This window comes from Burkholderia ubonensis subsp. mesacidophila (assembly GCF_002097715.1).
GTDB classification, from domain to species: domain Bacteria; phylum Pseudomonadota; class Gammaproteobacteria; order Burkholderiales; family Burkholderiaceae; genus Burkholderia; species Burkholderia mesacidophila.
This window is the reverse complement of the sequence record NZ_CP020738.1, coordinates 1,587,640-1,603,803: the sequence shown is the minus strand read 5'-3', so window position 1 is coordinate 1,603,803 and position 16,164 is coordinate 1,587,640. Positions and strand designations below refer to the sequence as shown.

Here is a 16,164-nt window from a genome sequence, read left to right as displayed (position 1 = left end):
CCCGGCCGGCTGCATGACACTTTGGAGACTTTCCAGCCATGACGCAAACCGGACGCACGCGTGCGCGTGCCGTTGTCCTCTCGTGCCTGCCGCTGGCCGGCGCGCTCCTGTCGACGGGCGCCTTCGCGCAAAGCAGCGTGACGCTTTACGGCGTCGTCGACAATGCCTTCGCTTATTCGAGCAACCAGCGCGGCCATTCGAACTTCTACATGAGTCAGGGCAACCTGCTGGCGAGCAAGTTCGGCCTGCTCGGCGCGGAAGATCTCGGCGGCGGCACGAAGGTCATTTTCCGCCTTGAAAGCGGCTTCAATTCGCTGACCGGCGCGCAAAGCAGCGCCGGCGTCATGTTCAACCGGCAGGCCTATGTCGGCCTGAGCGACGACAGGTACGGCACGGTGACGCTCGGGCGCCAGTACACGCCGTACTTCCAGATGGTGGGCGCGCTCGGCCCGACCGGCGTGCTGACCGGCGCGACGGGCGCGCATCCGGGCGATGTCGACGCGCTCGATACGACGCTTCGATTCAATAATTCGATTACCTATGTATCGCCGACGTTCGGCGGCTTCGCGTTCAGCGGCCAGTACGCGCTCGGCGGCGTGCCGGGCAGCGTGGCAAGCGGCAGCAACTTCAGCGCGGCGCTCCGCTACGACTACCGGCCCTTTTCGGTGGCAGCCGGATACGTGAAGCTGAAAGACATCGCGACGAGCCAGGCGCTCGGCAGCTTCGCGGCCAATTCGCCCGTCAACAACGGCTATGCGACGGCGCGCGGCGTACAGCTAATCGCCGCCGCGGCCCGCTATGAGATGAACAACCTGATGGTCGGCGTGAACTACTCGAACGCGCAGTACGCGCCCGGCTCGCGCTCGCTGTTCACGGACGAGGCCGTATTCAATACGTATGGCGTGATCGCGACGTACCGCTTCACCCCTGCCATCATCGTCGGCGCGGGATACAGCTACACGATGGCGAGCAAGTCGAACGGGATCAGCGATCCGGCGCGCTATCACCAGATTTCGCTCGAGCAAACCTACAGCCTGTCGAAGCGCACGACGTTCTACGCGCTCGAAGCCTATCAACACGCGCGCGGCAAGTCGCTCATCGCGTCGGGCAGCACGGGTACGAGCATTGCCGACGCGGTGGCGGTCGTCGGCGACTCGCAGAATACGACGCCATCGTCCGGACCTTCGCAGTTCGTCGGCATGGTGGGATTGCGCCACTCCTTCTGAATGTCGTCTCGTCCGGCGGGCCGGTCGGCGGGATCATCCTGATCCCGGTCCGCCATCCTTCGATACGCCTGTGGCCGGCCGTCGCTCACAGGCTCCGTCCCGGCTCGCCCTTCACGCCGACCAACAGCGCCACCCCGCTCGCAACCAGCAGCGCGGCCAGCAGATACACGGCGAGATCCATGCTGCCGGTGCGCGTGCGGATCAGGCCGATCACCCACGGGCTGACGATGCCGCTGGTGATGCCGATGCTGCTGATCAGCGCGATCCCGCCCGCCGCGGCCTTGCCGGACAGGTAGCCGGTCGGCACCGCCCAGAAGATCGGCAGCGCGGCGAAGATCAGCGTCGCGGCGATCGACAGGCACGCGAGCATCGCCGCGAAACTGTGCAGATGCAGCGTCAGCGCGGCGAGCGCGACCCCGCCGCCGATCGTGCAGCACGCAAAATGCCCGCGGCGCTCGCCGATGCGATCCGAGCGGCGCGCGATCAGGATCAGGCCGATCGCGCCGATCGCGTTCGGCACGACCGTGTAGAGGCTCACGGCCACCACGTCGGTCACGCCGAAGTCGCGGATCATCAGCGGCATCCAGAAGTTGAGCGTCAGCGACGCGCAGGTCAGCGAGAAATAGATGAACGCGAACAGGTAGACGCGCGGGTTCAGCAGCGCGGCGGCGAAGCTGCGCGAATCGTGCGCGCCGTGTGCCGCGTGTGCACCTTCGCGGCCCTGCCCGTGCGCGCACAGCGCCGCGACACGCGCCTTCTCGTCCGGCGTGAGCCACGCCGCGTCCTGCGGCCGGTCGACGAGATACGTGAGCGCGACGAACGCGAGCACGACCGCGGGTGCGCCCTCGATCGCGAACATCCATTGCCAGCCGTAGAGGCCGAGCACGCCGGCCATGTCGCGCATGATCCAGCCCGACATCAGCCCGCCGAGCACGCCCGCGACCGCGACGCCGGCGAAGAACACCGAGATCGCCGCCGCGCGCCGGTTCGCCGGGAACCACCAGGTCAGGTACAGCACGATGCCGGGAAAGAAGCCGGCCTCGAACACGCCGAGCAGGAAGCGCAGCACGTAGAAGTGCGACGGCTTCGACACGAACATCATCCCCACCGACGCGATGCCCCACAGCAGCATGATCCGCGTGAACGTGCGGCGCGCGCCGAAGCGCGCGAGCAGCAGGTTGCTCGGCACCTCGCAGAATACGTAGCCGACGTAGAACACGGCCGCGCCGAGGCCGTACATCGCATCGCTGAAACCAAGGTCGTGCTTCATCTGCAACTGCGCGAAGCCGATGTTGATGCGGTCGAGGAACGACACGACGTAGCAGAGGAACAGGAACGGGATGATCCGCCACGCGATCTTGCGGAACAGCAGTTGGTCATCGGAAGCCGACGCGGACGCAACCGCCGCTTCCGCGGGAAGGGATTGGGGCATGTCTCTCTCCAAACGCGCTGCGCGAATCGGGCGCGCAACAGTCTCCGAGGGCGTGCATGCGCCCTGCTTTCTTGTGAGATCGAAGAAACGCGGCGGAACCGCTGCGGCTGCCGCGCAAGGCGGGACGTCCGCCCGGACGCCCCGCCGTCATGGGCCGCTCAGTCCTGCAGCGCGGCCCACATTTCCTTGTCGCGCTCGGCGGTCCAGATGCGCGGATGCGTGATGCCGCTCGCCTCGTCGAACGCGCGCGACACGTCGAACGGCAAACAGTGCTCGTAGATGAACACCTGGCCGAACTTCGGATCCATCGCTTCGCGCGTGAGCGCCATCGCGGCCTTGAGATCGAGCTTGCGCTCGACGGCCTTGCGGCCTTGCGCAAGCAGCGTCGACACGAAGTCCTTCGTGTAGTCGAGGCCCTGGTTCACTTCGGCCGGGTTCAGCAGCGCCGGGCCGCGGCCGGGCACGAGCTTCTCGGCGCCGAGCGCGCGCAGCGCCTCGAGCGTCGCCGGCCACTGTTCGAGCTGCGCGTCGCCGCAGTAGCACGCGGCGTCGTACTCGACGAGGTCGCCCGAGAACAGCACCTTCTGCGACGGCAGCCACACGATCGTGTCGCCCTTCGTGTGGCCCGAGCCGACATGCATGATCTTCACTTCGAGCTTGCCGAGGAACAGCGTGATCTCGCGTTCGAACACGAGCGTCGGCCAGGTCAGGCCCGGCACCGTCTCGACGCCCGCGAACAGGCGCGGAAAGCGCTCGATCTCCGACTTCATGTCGGCCTCGCCACGCTCGACGATCATCTCGTAGGTGCCGCGGCTCGCGATCACGTGCTGCGCGCCTTCGGCGAAATACGCCGACGCGCCGAGCACGCGCACCGCGTGGTAGTGCGACAGCACGACGTGCTTGATCGGCTTGTCGGTGACGCTGCGGATCTTCGCGATCAGGTCCTGCGCCATCGCGGGCGTCGCGGTCGTGTCGACGATCAGCACGCTGTCGTCGCCGATGATCACGCCCGAGTTCGGGTCGCCTTCGGCGGTGTACGCGTACGCGTTTTCGGAGAGCCGGGTCCAGGTGATCTTCTTCTCTTCCAGGTCGGCTTGAGAGGCGAATGCTTTGGCCATGTGGGGTTCCGTGGCTGCGAGCCATGTGTTGAGGGGTTGAGCGGATCATCGTCCCGCGCCAAATATTTGTCAATGGCAAATCTGCTTGCTATTGTTTAATACGGGTAAACGTGTGGGCGGGCGCGATAAATGGCGTCGGATACCATGCGGAATGTTTCGATTTGAGGTGAATGCAGTGCAGAACGACGAAGATCGCGCGGACGATGCGCCGCAGAAGGCGCAGCGCGGCATCCAGAGCGTCGAGGTGGGCGGCCGGCTGCTCGACGCGCTCGCGCGGCGGCGCAAGCCGCTCGGGCTGTCCGAGCTGGCGGCGGCCGCCGCGCTGTCGACCGCGCAGGCGCATACTTATCTGGTGAGCCTGACGCGCCTCGCGCTCGTGAAGCGCGACGCGATCACCGGCAATTACGAGCCGGGGCCGCTGTCGCTGCGGCTCGGCCTGATGTCGATCGAGCGGCAGCCGGCCTATCGCGCGGCCTTGCCGCACGCGGCGCGGCTCGCGGAAGGCGTCGGGCTCAGCGTCGCGCTGTCGGTGCCGGGCGCGCTCGGGCCGACGATCGTGCGCATCGAGCACGGCGGCTATCCGCTGCACGTGAACCTGCACGTCGGTTCGGTGATGTCGCTCGACACGACGGCGACCGGCCGCGTGTTCCGCGCGTTCGGCGACCCCGCGCAGCTCGACGCGATGGCGGCCAGCCAGGCCGGCGCGGGCAACACGCTCGCGGGCGCCGACAGCGCGCAGCCGGCGCCGGACGCCGACGCGCGGCGGGCCCGGATCGACGCCATCCGCCAGCGCGGCATCGAGCGCAGCGTCGACCTGCCGAGCCCCGGCGTCAGCGGGATGTGCGTGCCCGTGCTCGACGCGGAGGGCCGCCTGCAGCTCGCGCTGACGGTGATCGGTTCGACGGGATCGATCGACGTCGCGTGGGACGGCCCGATCGCGACGGCGCTGCGCGATGCGGCGCGGCAGGCGACCACGTCGCTCGGCGCGGAGGACGCGCCGCCGCCGCCCGCGGCCGCGCCACGCGTGCCGCCCGCACTCGCCGACGACGCGAAGGCGCAACGCGGCATCAACGCGCTCGACAGCACCGGCAACCTGCTGCTCGCGCTCGTGTCGGCGGGCCGCGCGCTGCCGCTGCGCGACCTCGCGGCGGCGGCGGACATGCCGGCCGCGAAGGCGTTTCCGCATCTGGTGAGCCTGCTGAAGATCGGCCTGCTGAGCCGTGACGCGGCCGGCTGTTTCGACGCCGGGCCGCTCAGCCAGGCGCTCGGCCTGATCGCGATGCAGCGCGTGTCGCCGGCGCGCGACGCGGAAGCCGAGATCGTCGCGCTCGCCGAAGCGACCGACATGAGCGTCGCGGCCGCGACGCTCGGGCCGCTCGGGCCGACCGTGATCCGCTTCGAGGAATCGGCGCGGCCGCAGCACGTGAGCCTGCAGGTCGGCACCGTGATGTCGCTCGTCAATACGGCGATCGGCCGCAGCTTCGCGGCCGGTATGACCGACGACGTGCTGGCCGGCCTGCTCGCCGGCGAACCCGTGCGCCTCGCGGGGCGCGCGGCGCAGGCCGACGAGGCGTTCCGCGCGCATCTCGCGCGGATCCGCGCGGAAGGCGTCGACTTCGCGTTCGATGCGCCGGTGCCCGGCATCGCGACGGTCGCCGCGCCCGTGTTCGATCACACCGGCGCCATCCGGCTCGTGATCGCGATCATCGGCGCATCGCGCGGCTTCCCGCGCGGGCCCGGCAGCGACCTCGCGCAGGCGCTGCTCGCCGCGACACGGCGGCTGTCGTGGCGGTTCGGGTGGATCGGCGGGCAGTGACCGCCGCCGGAACGTCCTTCTCTCGCCGCCGCCCAATCCCCTTCGGTTTTTTTCTGGTTCGAGATCGTGCTTCGTCACGGTCTCGTCGCGTCCGCACGTCAAACTGCCGTCGAAATGCGCGCCGGCCACAGCGCTGGCCGGTTCGCTCGCGCCCGACTCGACACGGGATCATGTTGCGCCGCGGCAACAGAATCCCCAAAGAATTACCATATTACAAAATCGCATTTCACAAGACGGTGGGCCTCATCTATCATTAGGGTTATCCCTAACTCGCCACCTACATGGGGCATCGTCATGCAAACGTCTAACGTCTCCGACCGTTCCAACCAATCCGCTGGCTGGCTCTCGCGTGTTGGCTCGCTGCTTGCAGAAGCATGGGCACTGCACCTCGAGACCTGCGAAGTCATCGCTGAAGCCCACGCGCGACTGCCGCGCTGAACGGAACGAACAGACGCTGGCCGGCGGCCCGATCGCCGGCCTTGTTCCTTTTCCACTCGCCCGCCTTCGCTGCGCAATCGCGCGGCTGCCCATCTCCCCGCGCACTCACACCTGTATCGACGGCACGTCCTTCATGCAGCGCAGCGCGAACATCGACCGGCTGTGACGAATGCTCGAGATCTTGTACAGCTTCTCGCGCAAAAAACGCTCGTATCCGGCCGTGCCGTCCACGGCGACCTTGATCCAGTAATCGTAATCACCCGACACGAGATAGGCCTCGAGCACCTCGGGCAGCGCCGCGAGTTCCGCGCCGAAGCGGGCCAGCGCGTCGTCCTCGTGGCGATCGAGCGTCACTTCGAGGATCACGATGTCCGCGTAGCCGAGCTTGCGCTGATTGACGAGCGCGACATAGCCATCGATGTAGCCGTCGATTTCGAGTTGCCGCGTGCGGTTCCAGCACGCGGTCGTCGACATCCCGATCTGTTCGGCCAGTTCGGCATTCGACAGGCGCGCATTCTTCTGCAGTGCGCCGAGGATCTTGCGGTCCTGATTGTCGAGCGTTTTGGGTGTGCGTTCGCGGGTAGCCATGACAGGAAGAATCTTCTACTTAAAATCCGCATTCTAGCTGAACAGAATTCCGGATTTCGACCCGATTGGCTGGAAAACAGGAAGCCTTTTAACCTGGCCCCCTGATACATTTTCCCTATGCCTGCTGCCCGGCACGCTCCCCGCGACAACCCCTTCGCATCGGGACGCACCACCGCAATCACGAGTTGCGGAGCCGGGCACCCAGGCATTCGAAACCGCCGCCCGCGCACCCTAACCGACCGTGCGCGGCGCGGGGGCCCGCCTCCCTGTTCCTGCACTTCCCGTCATGTCGTTCCGGCTTTACCTCTCGTTCCTTGCCGCTTCCTTCGTTCTCATCTACGCCCCCGGCCCCGTCAACCTGCTCACGATGAACCAGGCGCTGCGCGCCGGCTGGCGGCGCGCGCTGCCGTGCGTGTGGGGCGGCACGCTCGCCGTGCTGCTGCAGCTCGCGCTGACCGCGCTCTGCCTGAATTCGCTGGTGCATATCGACGAGCGCGCGCTGACCGCGCTGCGCTGGGCGGGCGCGGCTTACCTGGTCTGGCTCGGGTGCAAGCAATGGATCAGCCGCGCGCCGGCCACGGCGAGCGCCGCATCGGCCGAGGTCGCCCAGCCGGTTTCCGACACCGGACGTGAGCTGTTCTGGCGCGGCGTCGCGACATCGGGCCTGAATCCGAAGACGCTGCTGTTCTTTCCGTCGTTCTTTCCGCAATTCATCAGCGCGAACGCCGAATGGAGCCTGAACCTTCAGTTCCTGCTGCTCGCGGCGACGTTCGCGCTGCTGTTCGCGGGCGGCGTCGCGTCGATGGCGCTGTTCTCGCACCGGCTCAGCAGCGCGTTGCAGCGGCCGGCGCGGATGCGCGTGATGAACCGCGTGACGGGCAGCCTGCTCGTCGGGATGGGCGCGATCATGGTCGGCTGGAACTGAGCGGCTGCGCACGCAACCTTCCCCGCGAATTCCCTTTCTCTCGATTCGCCCAAGCCCCGCGCTAAAGAATCCGCGCGCGCTGCCGTAATTCCTGTGACGAAATTGCGGTGACGCGTGCGTTCCGCCTCCTCTCCGTCCCCACGCAGGAAGTTCTATGAGATTTACCCTCCTGGGCCGGGTGAGCGTTGGCGCTCGTCTGGCCGCTTTGTCGTGCGCAACCGTCGCACTGCTGTTTGCCGCCTTCGCCTGGACCCTCGCGCACCTGGCCGGCGAACAGATCGCCGACCAGGCGCACGCGCGCATCGCCGAGAAGGAACGCTCGATCGCCGCGATGATCGACCTGTTCGACAAGGCGCTGTCGGAAGAAGCGCATCGCTCGATGACGCTGTTCGCGAGCTTCATGCCGGCCGATTTCGCGCTGGACCCGGCGCGCACGAATGACCTCGGCGGCGGCGCGATGGCGCCGACGCTGTCCGCGGGCGGCAGGCCGCTCGATCTCGACTACACGATTCCCGACCAGTTCCTGCAGAAGAGCGGCGCGATCGCGACGATCTTCGCGCGCGACGGCGACGACTTCGTGCGCATCACCACGTCGCTGAAGAAGCAGGACGGCACCCGCGCGGTCGGCACGCGCCTCGACCGCAACAGCCCCGCCTACGCGCCGCTCGTCGCGGGACGCAGCTACACCGGGCTCGCGAAGCTGTTCGGCAAGCCGTTCATCACCGAGTACAAGCCGGTCGTCGACGCCGGCGGACGCGTGATCGGCGCGCTGTTCGTCGGTCTCGACGTCGCGGACGAAATCCGCCTCGTCGAAGCCGGCATTCGCGAGCTGAAGATCGGCGAACACGGCTATTACTTCGTGATCGACGCGTCGGCCGGCCCGTCGCGCGGCACCTTCGTCGTCCACCCCGACGCGGCCGGCAAACCGGCCGGCGACGACGCCGCGCCCTACGCGCAGATGCTCGCGGCCGGCCGCGGCCAGCTCGCGTACACGTCGACCGATCCGGCCGCGCAGGACCGCGGCCCGTCCGCGAAATTCGCGTCGTTCTCGACGATTCCGCAATGGCAGTGGCTGGTCGGCGGCGTCGCGATCGACGACGAACTGCTCGCCGACATGCGGGCGACCCGCAACCGCTTCATGCTGATCGCCGCGGCGCTCGTGCTCGCGTTCGCGGCGATGTTCGTCGTCGTGGTCCGGCGCGTCGTGAGCCGGCCGCTCGAAGCGGCCGCGCGCGCGTCGGAACGCTTCGCCGCGGGCGACCTGAGCGTGCGCATCCGCGACGACGGCGCCGCGCCGCGCGGCGCGGACGAGATCGGCCGCCTCGTGCAGGCGGTCGACGGCATCGGCGACGGGCTCGCGCGCATCGTCGCGCAGGTGCGCCGCGGCTCCGCCGACATGGCGCGCGGCACCGTCGACATCGCGGCCGGCAGCGGCGACATCGCCGCCCGCATCGCGACGCAGGCGAGCAGCGTCGAGCAGACGGCGGCGAGCATGGAGGAAATCACGGCCGCCGTGCAGCAGAACGCCGAGCATGCGGCGCAGGCGAACACGCTGGTCGCGGGCGCGTCCGACGCGGCGACGGGCGGCGGCGACGCCGTGCAGCGCGTGGTCGCGACGATGGGCGAGATCGAGCGCGCGACGCGCCGGATCGCGGAGATCACCGGCGTGATCGAGGGCATCGCGTTCCAGACCAACATCCTCGCGCTGAACGCGGCCGTCGAGGCGGCGCGCGCGGGCGAGCACGGCAAGGGCTTCGCGGTGGTCGCGTCCGAAGTGCGCGCGCTCGCGCAGCGCAGCGCGGCGGCGGTCAAGGAAATCGAGGCGCTGAGCGCCGAATCGGCCGCGACCGTCGAGCAAGGCTACCGGATCGCCGAAGCCGCGCACGGCACGATGCGCGACATCGTCGCGCGGGTCGACCAGGTGCGCACCATCATCGCCGAGATCAGCTCGGCGTCGCGCGAGCAGTCGGCCGGCATCGAGCAGGTGAACCTCGCCGTCACGCAGATCGGCGAGGCGACCCAGCAGAACGCGACGCTGATCGCGCAGGCCGAGCGTGCGGCCGTGGCGCTGCGCGACCAGGCCGCGGAACTGTCGGAAGCGGTCAGCGTGTTCAAGCTCGACCACGCCGAATAACGCACGCGAGCCGCGCTCGCGCGGCCGGTACAATCGCGCGATGTCCGAATTCCTCACCTACGGCGGCCTGTTCGCCGTATCGCTGGTCGCCGCGACCCTGTTCCCGCTCCAGTCCGAAGCCGTGCTCGCCGGCCTGCTGCTCGCCGGCCGCGAGCCGGCCTGGGCGCTGGTGCTCGTCGCGAGCGTCGGCAACGTCGCCGGCTCGACGATCAACTGGGCGCTCGGCCGCGGGATCGAGCGCTTGCGCGACCGGCGCTGGTTCCCGGTGAAGCCGGCGGCGCTCGCGCGGGCCGAAGGCTGGTACGCGCGCTGGGGCCACTGGTCGCTGCTGCTGAGCTGGGCTCCCGTGATCGGCGACCCGCTGACCGTGATCGCCGGCGTGCTGCGCGAGCCGCTGCCGCGCTTCCTCGCGATCGTCACGCTCGCGAAGGTCGGCCGCTATCTGGCGATCGCGTGGCTCGTGCCGCATTGACGGCCACGCGCGCCGCCGCTTACTTCTTCCCGCCTCCCGCCAGGTCGATCGCCTTGTCCGAGCCGACCGCGGTGCGCAGCTGGAACTTCTGGATCTTGCCGGTCGACGTCTTCGGCAGCTCGCCGAAACGCACGGCCTTCGGCACCTTGAAGCCCGCGAGCAACTGCCGGCAATGCGCGACGATCTCCTCCTCGGTCGCGCTCATCCCTTCGCGCAGCTCGACGAACGCGCACGGCACCTCGCCCCACTTCGGGTCGGGCATCGCGACCACCGCCGCGACCGCGACCGCCGGATGCCGGTACAGCGCGTCCTCGACCTCGATGCTCGAGATGTTCTCGCCGCCCGAGATGATGATGTCCTTCTTCCGGTCCTTGATGCGGATGTAGCCGTCCGGCGACAGCACCGCGAGATCGCCGGTATGGAACCAGCCGCCGTGGAACGCCTCGTCCGTCGCGTGCGGGTTCTTCAGGTAGCCCTTCATGCAGATGTTGCCGCGGAACATGATCTCGCCGAGCGTCTCGCCGTCGGCCGGCACCGGCGCCATCGTGTCCGGATCGAGCACCGTCGCGCCCGCCTCCAGGTGGTAGCGCACGCCCTGCCGCGCATTGAGCCGCGCGCACTCGTCGTCGGGCAGTTCGCTCCAGTGCGACTGCTTCGCGCACACGGTCGCCGGGCCGTAGACCTCGGTCAGCCCGTACACGTGCAGCAGGTCGAAGCCGATCTCCTTCATCTTCGCGATCACGGACGGCGCCGGCGCCGCGCCCGCGACCATCGCGTGCACGGTGTGGTCGATCCCTTCGCGCCATTCGGCCGGCGCGTTCGCGATCGCGCTCTGCACGATCGGCGCGCCGCTGTAGTGCGTCACGCGTTCCCGGCGGATCAGGTCGAACACGGTCTTCGCGTCGAACTTGCGCAGGCACACGTTCACGCCCGCGCGCGCCGCGACCGCCCACGGGAAGCACCATCCGTTGCAGTGGAACAGCGGCAGCGTCCACAGGTAGACCGCGTGCTTCGGCATGTCCCATTCGAGGATGTTGCTGAGCGCCGCCAGGTACGCGCCGCGATGGTGGTAGACGACGCCCTTCGGGTCGCCGGTCGTGCCGGACGTGTAGTTCAGCGCGATCGCGTCCCACTCGTCGGCGGGCGGCGTCCATGCAAAGTCGGCGTCGCCGCCGGCGACGAACGCCTCGTAGTCGGTCGCGCCGGCGAAGCGCGCGGGGTCCGCCGGCATCGCGTCGGCGACGCTGACGATCTTCAACCCCGGGATTTCCAGCGCCGCGCGGTGCGCGAGGTCCGCGTACTCGGTATCGACGATCAGCACCTTCGCTTCGCCGTGGCGCAGCATGAACAGCACCGACGGGATGTCGAGCCGCGTGTTGATCGTGTTCAGCACGGCGCCCGCCATCGGCACGCCGAAGTGCGCCTCGACCATCGCAGGGATGTTCGGCAGCAGCGCCGCGACGGTCTCGCCGCGGCCGACGCCGGCCTGCGCGAGCGCGCTCGCGAGCTGCTTCGCGCGCGCATGGGTTTCGCCCCAGGTGCGCCGCACGTCGCCGTGCACGATCGCGAGGCGGTCGCCGTACACCTCGGCCGAGCGCACGAGGAAATCGATCGGCGTGAGCGGCGCGTAGTTGGCGTCGCGGCGCTCGAGGCCGGCTTCGAACATCTGCGTCATGGTCCTGTCTCCTTTGTCGAGCCGAGGCGCGGGCGCCTCGAATCGTTTTGATGTGGTTCAATCCGGGATAGCCTAACGGGCGATATTGTGGAACGTCTGTCATCGAAACGACAGAGCGCCCCGCGCGCCCCGCGCGTTATCCCTATCCTCGCAAACCCGCAGCCATGCACGACGACGTTCTCGCCCCCCTCGACGCGCCCGCGCCGGACGCGCCGCCCGAACCCGGCCCGCGGTCCGCGTCCGCGCTGTTCGGCCAGTGCGCATGGTTCCGCGCGCTCGCGCCCGAACACCAGGCGCTCGTGCTCGCGCAGTCGCGCGTCGAATGCCGCGAAGCCGGCGACGTGATCGCGCAGCGGCTCGCGCCGTCCGAATACTGGATCGGCGTGCACCGCGGGCTGCTAAAGCTCGCGATCTTCAACGCGTCGGGGCGCGGCTGCACGTTTTCCGGCGTGCCGTCGGGCGGCTGGTTCGGCGAAGGCAGCGTGATCAAGCGCGAGCCGCGCAAGTACGAGGTCGTCGCGATCCAGCGCTCGACCGTGCTGTTCGTGCCGGCCGACACGTTCCACGCGCTGCTCGACAGCAGCCTGCCGTTCACGCGCTTCGTGATCCACCAGCTGAACAACCGGATGGGCGAGTTCATCGCGTCGATCCAGAACAGCCGGCTGCTCGACGTCGACGCGCGCGTCGCGCAGGCGCTCGCGCAACTGTTCAACCCGGACCTGTACCCGGATACCGGGCCGGCGCTGGCGATTTCGCAGGAGGAACTGGGGATGCTGGTCGGCGTGTCGCGGCAGCGGATCAACCAGGCGCTGCAGCAGCTCGAGAAGCGCGGCGTGCTGCGGCTCGCGTACAACCAGATCGAGGTCGTCGACCTGGCGGCGCTCGCGCGGGTCGGGATGGAGCAGATCTGAAGCACGCGGCGGCGCCCGCACGATTCACGTCTGACGAATCCGGCGCGACGCGCGGGCAGGCCAACCTGACAATCCCGCCAGTTTCGCGTCAGTGACCCGTGCCGGGCGCCCGCCTATCATTCGTGTGCCCTTCATCAACGCCCGACCGCCGCCTGCCCCGCTGCCTCCATGTGGATCGTCAACCTCGCGCTCAGGCGCCCGTACACGTTCATCGTGATGGCCATCATGATCGTGCTGGCCACCCCGCTCGCGCTGATGCGCACCCCCGTCGACGTGCTGCCGTCGATCGACATCCCGGTCATCAGCGTGATCTGGAATTACAACGGGCTGTCGGCGAAGGAGATGACGAACCGCATCACCGCGGTGCATGAGCGGGTGCTGACGACGACCGTCAACAACATCCAGCACGTCGAATCGACGACGCTGCCCGGCACGGCCGTCGTCAAGGTGTTCCTGCAGCCGGGCGCGAACGTGCAGACCGCGATCGCGCAGACGGTGTCGTCCGCGCAGGCGATCGTCCGGCAGATGCCGCAGGGCGCGACGCCGCCGCTCGTGATCACCTATTCCGCGTCGAGCATCCCGGTGATCCAGCTCGGGCTGTCGAGCAAGACGCTGAGCGAGCAGTCGCTCGCCGACATCGCGCTGAACTTCCTGCGCCCGCAGCTGATCACGATCCCCGGCGCGCAGGTGCCGTTCCCGTACGGCGGCCGCACGCGCGTCGTCGCGGTCGACATCGATTCGAAGGCGCTGATGTCGAAGGGCCTCACGCCCGCCGACGTCGTCAACGCGGTCAACGCGCAGAACCTCGTGCTGCCGACCGGCACCGCGAAGATGGGCCAGACCGAGTACCGGATCGACACCAACGCGTCGGCCGACACGATCGCCGACATCAGCCACATCCCGCTGCAGACGGTGAACGGCGCGACCACCTATCTCGGCGAGGTCGCGGCCGTGCGCGACGGCTTCTCGCCGCAGACCAACGTCGTGCGCCAGAACGGCCAGCGCGGCGTGCTGGTGTCGATCCTCAAGAGCGGCGACGCATCGACGCTGAAGGTCGTGTCGGACCTGAAGGCGCTGCTGCCGAAGGTCGAGCCGACGCTGCCCGAGGGCCTCACGATCACGCCGCTGTTCGACCAGTCGGTGTTCGTCAACGCCGCCGTGCAGGGCGTGATCCACGAGGCGCTGATCGCCGCCGTGCTGACCGCGATGATGATCCTGCTGTTCCTCGGCAACTGGCGCAGCACGCTGATCATCGCGATCTCGATCCCGCTGTCGATCTTCACATCGCTGATCGCGCTGTCGGCGCTCGGCGAGACCATCAACATCATGACGCTCGGCGGGCTCGCGCTCGCGGTCGGCATCCTGGTGGACGACGCGACCGTGACGATCGAGAACATCGAGCGCCACCTGCATCTCGGCATGCGCCGGGTCGCCCCAAGCGTGCCGAGCGCCCCCCTCGGGGGGCAGCGACCGAAGGGAGCGTGGGGGTCGTCGTTCAGCACCGGCCTGCACGACGCGATTCTCGAAGGCGCGGGCGAGATCGCGGTGCCGGCGTTCGTGTCGACGCTGTGCATCTGCATCGTGTTCGTGCCGATGTTCTTCCTGACGGGCGTCGCGCGCTACCTGTTCGTGCCGCTCGCCGAGGCCGTGGTGTTCGCGATGCTCGCATCGTACGTGCTGTCGCGCACGCTCGTGCCGACGATGGCGATGCTGCTGTTCCGCCCGCAGCAGGCGAGCGTCGGGCCCGATCATTCGACGTCGCGCTTCGCGCGCATCCATCACCGCTTCAATCACGCGTTCGAGCGGCTGCGCGCGTCGTACATCGTGCTGCTCAGCCTGCTGCTCGTGCGCCGCCGCTTCTACGCGATGTGCTTCCTCGGCTTCTGCATGCTGTCGACGGGGCTCGTGTTCGCGCTCGGCCGCGACTTCTTCCCGAACGCCGATTCCGGCAACATCCGGCTGCACATGCGCGCGCCGACCGGCTACCGGATCGAGGAGACCGCGCGCCTCGCGGACGAGGTCGAACGCGTGGTGCGCGAGATCGTGCCGCCGGACGAGCTCGGCGCGATCGTCGACAACCTCGGGCAGCCGATCAGCGGCATCAACCTGTCGTACAGCAACGCGGGCACGATCGGCTCGCTCGACGGCGAGATCCTGATCGCGCTGAAGCCCGGCCACGCGCCGACTCAGCATTACGTCGAGACGCTGCGCGCGCGGCTGCCCGAACGCTTCCCGGGCGCCGAGTTCTTCTTCCAGCCGTCGGACATCATCACGCAGATCCTCAACTTCGGTCAGCCGGCGGCGATCGACGTGCAGGTGCTCGGCAACGACCTCGCGAGTAACATGGCAATCGCGAGCCGCCTGATGAAAAAAGTCAGGCAAATCCCCGGCGCGGTCGACGCGCACGTGCTGCAGCGCAACGACCAGCCGACCCTGGTAGCCGACATGGACCGTACGCGCATGCAGCAGCTCAACCTCTCCGCGCAGAACGTCGCGCAGAACATGCTGATCTCGCTGTCGGGCAGCGCGCAGACGACGCCGTCGTTCTGGGTCAACCCGAAGACCGGCGTGCAGTACCCGCTCGCGATTCAGACCCCGCAATACGACATCGGCTCGGTCGGCGACCTGCTCGGCACGCCCGTGTCGGCCGGACGCACCGGCGAGCCGCTGCAGCTGCTCGGCAACCTCGTGCAGGTGCGCACCGCGAGCGAGCCGGCCGTGATCACGCACTTCAACATCCGCCCGGCGATCGACCTATACGTGAGCGTCGAGGGCCGCGACCTCGGCTCGGTCGCGAACGAGATCGACCGCCTCGTGTCGGACGCGCGCGCGACGCTGCCGCGCGGCACCGCGCTGACGATGCGCGGCCAGATCGAGACGATGCGCACGTCGTATCTCGGCCTCGGCGCCGGCGTCGCGATGGCGATCGTGCTCGTCTACCTGCTGATCGTCGTGAATTTCCAGTCGTGGCTCGACCCGCTGATCATCATCAGCGCGATGCCCGCCGCGCTCGCCGGCATCGCGTGGATGCTGTTCATCACCAGCACGCACCTGAGCGTGCCCGCGCTGACAGGCGCGGTGATGACGGTGGGCGTGGCGACCGCGAACAGCATTCTCGTCGTGTCGTTCGCGCGCCAGCGCCTCGCGGCCGGCGCGCCGCCGCTCACTGCCGCGCTCGAGGCCGGCGCAACCCGCATCCGCCCGGTGCTGATGACCGCGCTCGCGATGATCATCGGCATGGTGCCGATGGCGCTCGGCCTCGGCGAAGGCGCCGAGCAGAACGCGCCGCTCGGCCGCGCGGTGATCGGCGGGCTGCTGTTCGCGACCGTCTCGACGCTGCTGTTCGTCCCGCTCGTGTTCGCCGGCGTGCATGCGCGGCTCGCGCGGCGGCGCGCGCGCTAGGTTCTGTTCCCGCTTCGCATATAGACC

General features: G+C 68.7%; 11 protein-coding genes. 7 read left to right on the top strand and 4 right to left on the bottom strand.

Annotated elements, in window-relative coordinates; all coding sequences use genetic code 11:
• Window positions 1-38: 38 nt before the first annotated feature.
• Window positions 39-1,226, top strand: coding sequence for a porin (locus B7P44_RS24700; RefSeq protein WP_084908583.1), 1,188 nt, complete (start codon window positions 39-41; stop codon window positions 1,224-1,226).
• A gap of 85 nt (window positions 1,227-1,311) precedes the next feature.
• On the opposite strand, the gene B7P44_RS24695 is transcribed toward B7P44_RS24700, so the two are convergent.
• Both B7P44_RS24695 and B7P44_RS24690 read right to left on the bottom strand, forming a co-directional pair.
• Window positions 1,312-2,658 (bottom strand): MFS transporter, encoded by a 1,347-nt coding sequence (locus B7P44_RS24695; protein ID WP_084908582.1) that lies wholly within the window; start codon window positions 2,656-2,658, stop codon window positions 1,312-1,314.
• A 158-nt stretch (window positions 2,659-2,816) separates the two neighbouring features.
• Window positions 2,817-3,776: an MBL fold metallo-hydrolase gene (locus B7P44_RS24690; protein ID WP_084908581.1), complete on the bottom strand. Its 960-nt coding sequence runs from the start codon at window positions 3,774-3,776 to the stop codon at window positions 2,817-2,819.
• A gap of 175 nt (window positions 3,777-3,951) precedes the next feature.
• Between B7P44_RS24690 and B7P44_RS24685 the strand changes: the two genes are divergently transcribed.
• Complete coding sequence (locus tag B7P44_RS24685; protein ID WP_084908580.1) at window positions 3,952-5,592, top strand: IclR family transcriptional regulator; 1,641 nt, start codon at window positions 3,952-3,954, stop codon at window positions 5,590-5,592.
• A 543-nt stretch (window positions 5,593-6,135) separates the two neighbouring features.
• On the opposite strand, the gene B7P44_RS24680 is transcribed toward B7P44_RS24685, so the two are convergent.
• The gene (locus B7P44_RS24680; protein ID WP_084908579.1) at window positions 6,136-6,618 is read right to left on the bottom strand and encodes an Lrp/AsnC family transcriptional regulator; all 483 of its coding nucleotides are present in this window, start codon (window positions 6,616-6,618) and stop codon (window positions 6,136-6,138) included.
• Window positions 6,619-6,904: 286 nt separating this feature from the next.
• On the opposite strand from B7P44_RS24680, the gene B7P44_RS24675 reads away from it, so the two are divergent.
• The 3 genes from B7P44_RS24675 to B7P44_RS24665 all read left to right on the top strand — a co-directional run bounded on the left by B7P44_RS24675 (window position 6,905) and on the right by B7P44_RS24665 (window position 10,149).
• On the top strand, window positions 6,905-7,543 hold the full coding sequence (locus B7P44_RS24675; RefSeq protein ID WP_084908578.1) for a LysE family translocator: 639 nt from the start codon (window positions 6,905-6,907) through the stop codon (window positions 7,541-7,543).
• A gap of 154 nt (window positions 7,544-7,697) precedes the next feature.
• Window positions 7,698-9,677, top strand: coding sequence for a methyl-accepting chemotaxis protein (locus tag B7P44_RS24670; RefSeq protein ID WP_084908577.1), 1,980 nt, complete (start codon window positions 7,698-7,700; stop codon window positions 9,675-9,677).
• A 40-nt stretch (window positions 9,678-9,717) separates the two neighbouring features.
• Window positions 9,718-10,149 carry a YqaA family protein gene (locus B7P44_RS24665; protein WP_084908576.1) on the top strand — a complete coding sequence of 144 codons (432 nt, stop codon included), beginning with the start codon at window positions 9,718-9,720 and terminating at the stop codon, window positions 10,147-10,149.
• Between the two features lie 19 nt (window positions 10,150-10,168).
• Here the strand turns inward: B7P44_RS24665 and B7P44_RS24660 are convergent, their stop codons facing one another.
• Window positions 10,169-11,824, bottom strand: coding sequence for an acyl-CoA synthetase (locus tag B7P44_RS24660; protein WP_084908575.1), 1,656 nt, complete (start codon window positions 11,822-11,824; stop codon window positions 10,169-10,171).
• 164 nt (window positions 11,825-11,988) lie between these two features.
• Here B7P44_RS24660 and B7P44_RS24655 point away from each other — a divergent pair, with 164 nt between their 5' ends.
• Together B7P44_RS24655 and B7P44_RS24650 are read left to right on the top strand one after the other, a co-directional pair.
• The gene (locus tag B7P44_RS24655; protein ID WP_084908574.1) at window positions 11,989-12,735 is read left to right on the top strand and encodes a Crp/Fnr family transcriptional regulator; all 747 of its coding nucleotides are present in this window, start codon (window positions 11,989-11,991) and stop codon (window positions 12,733-12,735) included.
• A 168-nt stretch (window positions 12,736-12,903) separates the two neighbouring features.
• Window positions 12,904-16,137 (top strand): efflux RND transporter permease subunit, encoded by a 3,234-nt coding sequence (locus B7P44_RS24650; protein WP_084908573.1) that lies wholly within the window; start codon window positions 12,904-12,906, stop codon window positions 16,135-16,137.
• Window positions 16,138-16,164 lie beyond the last annotated feature (27 nt).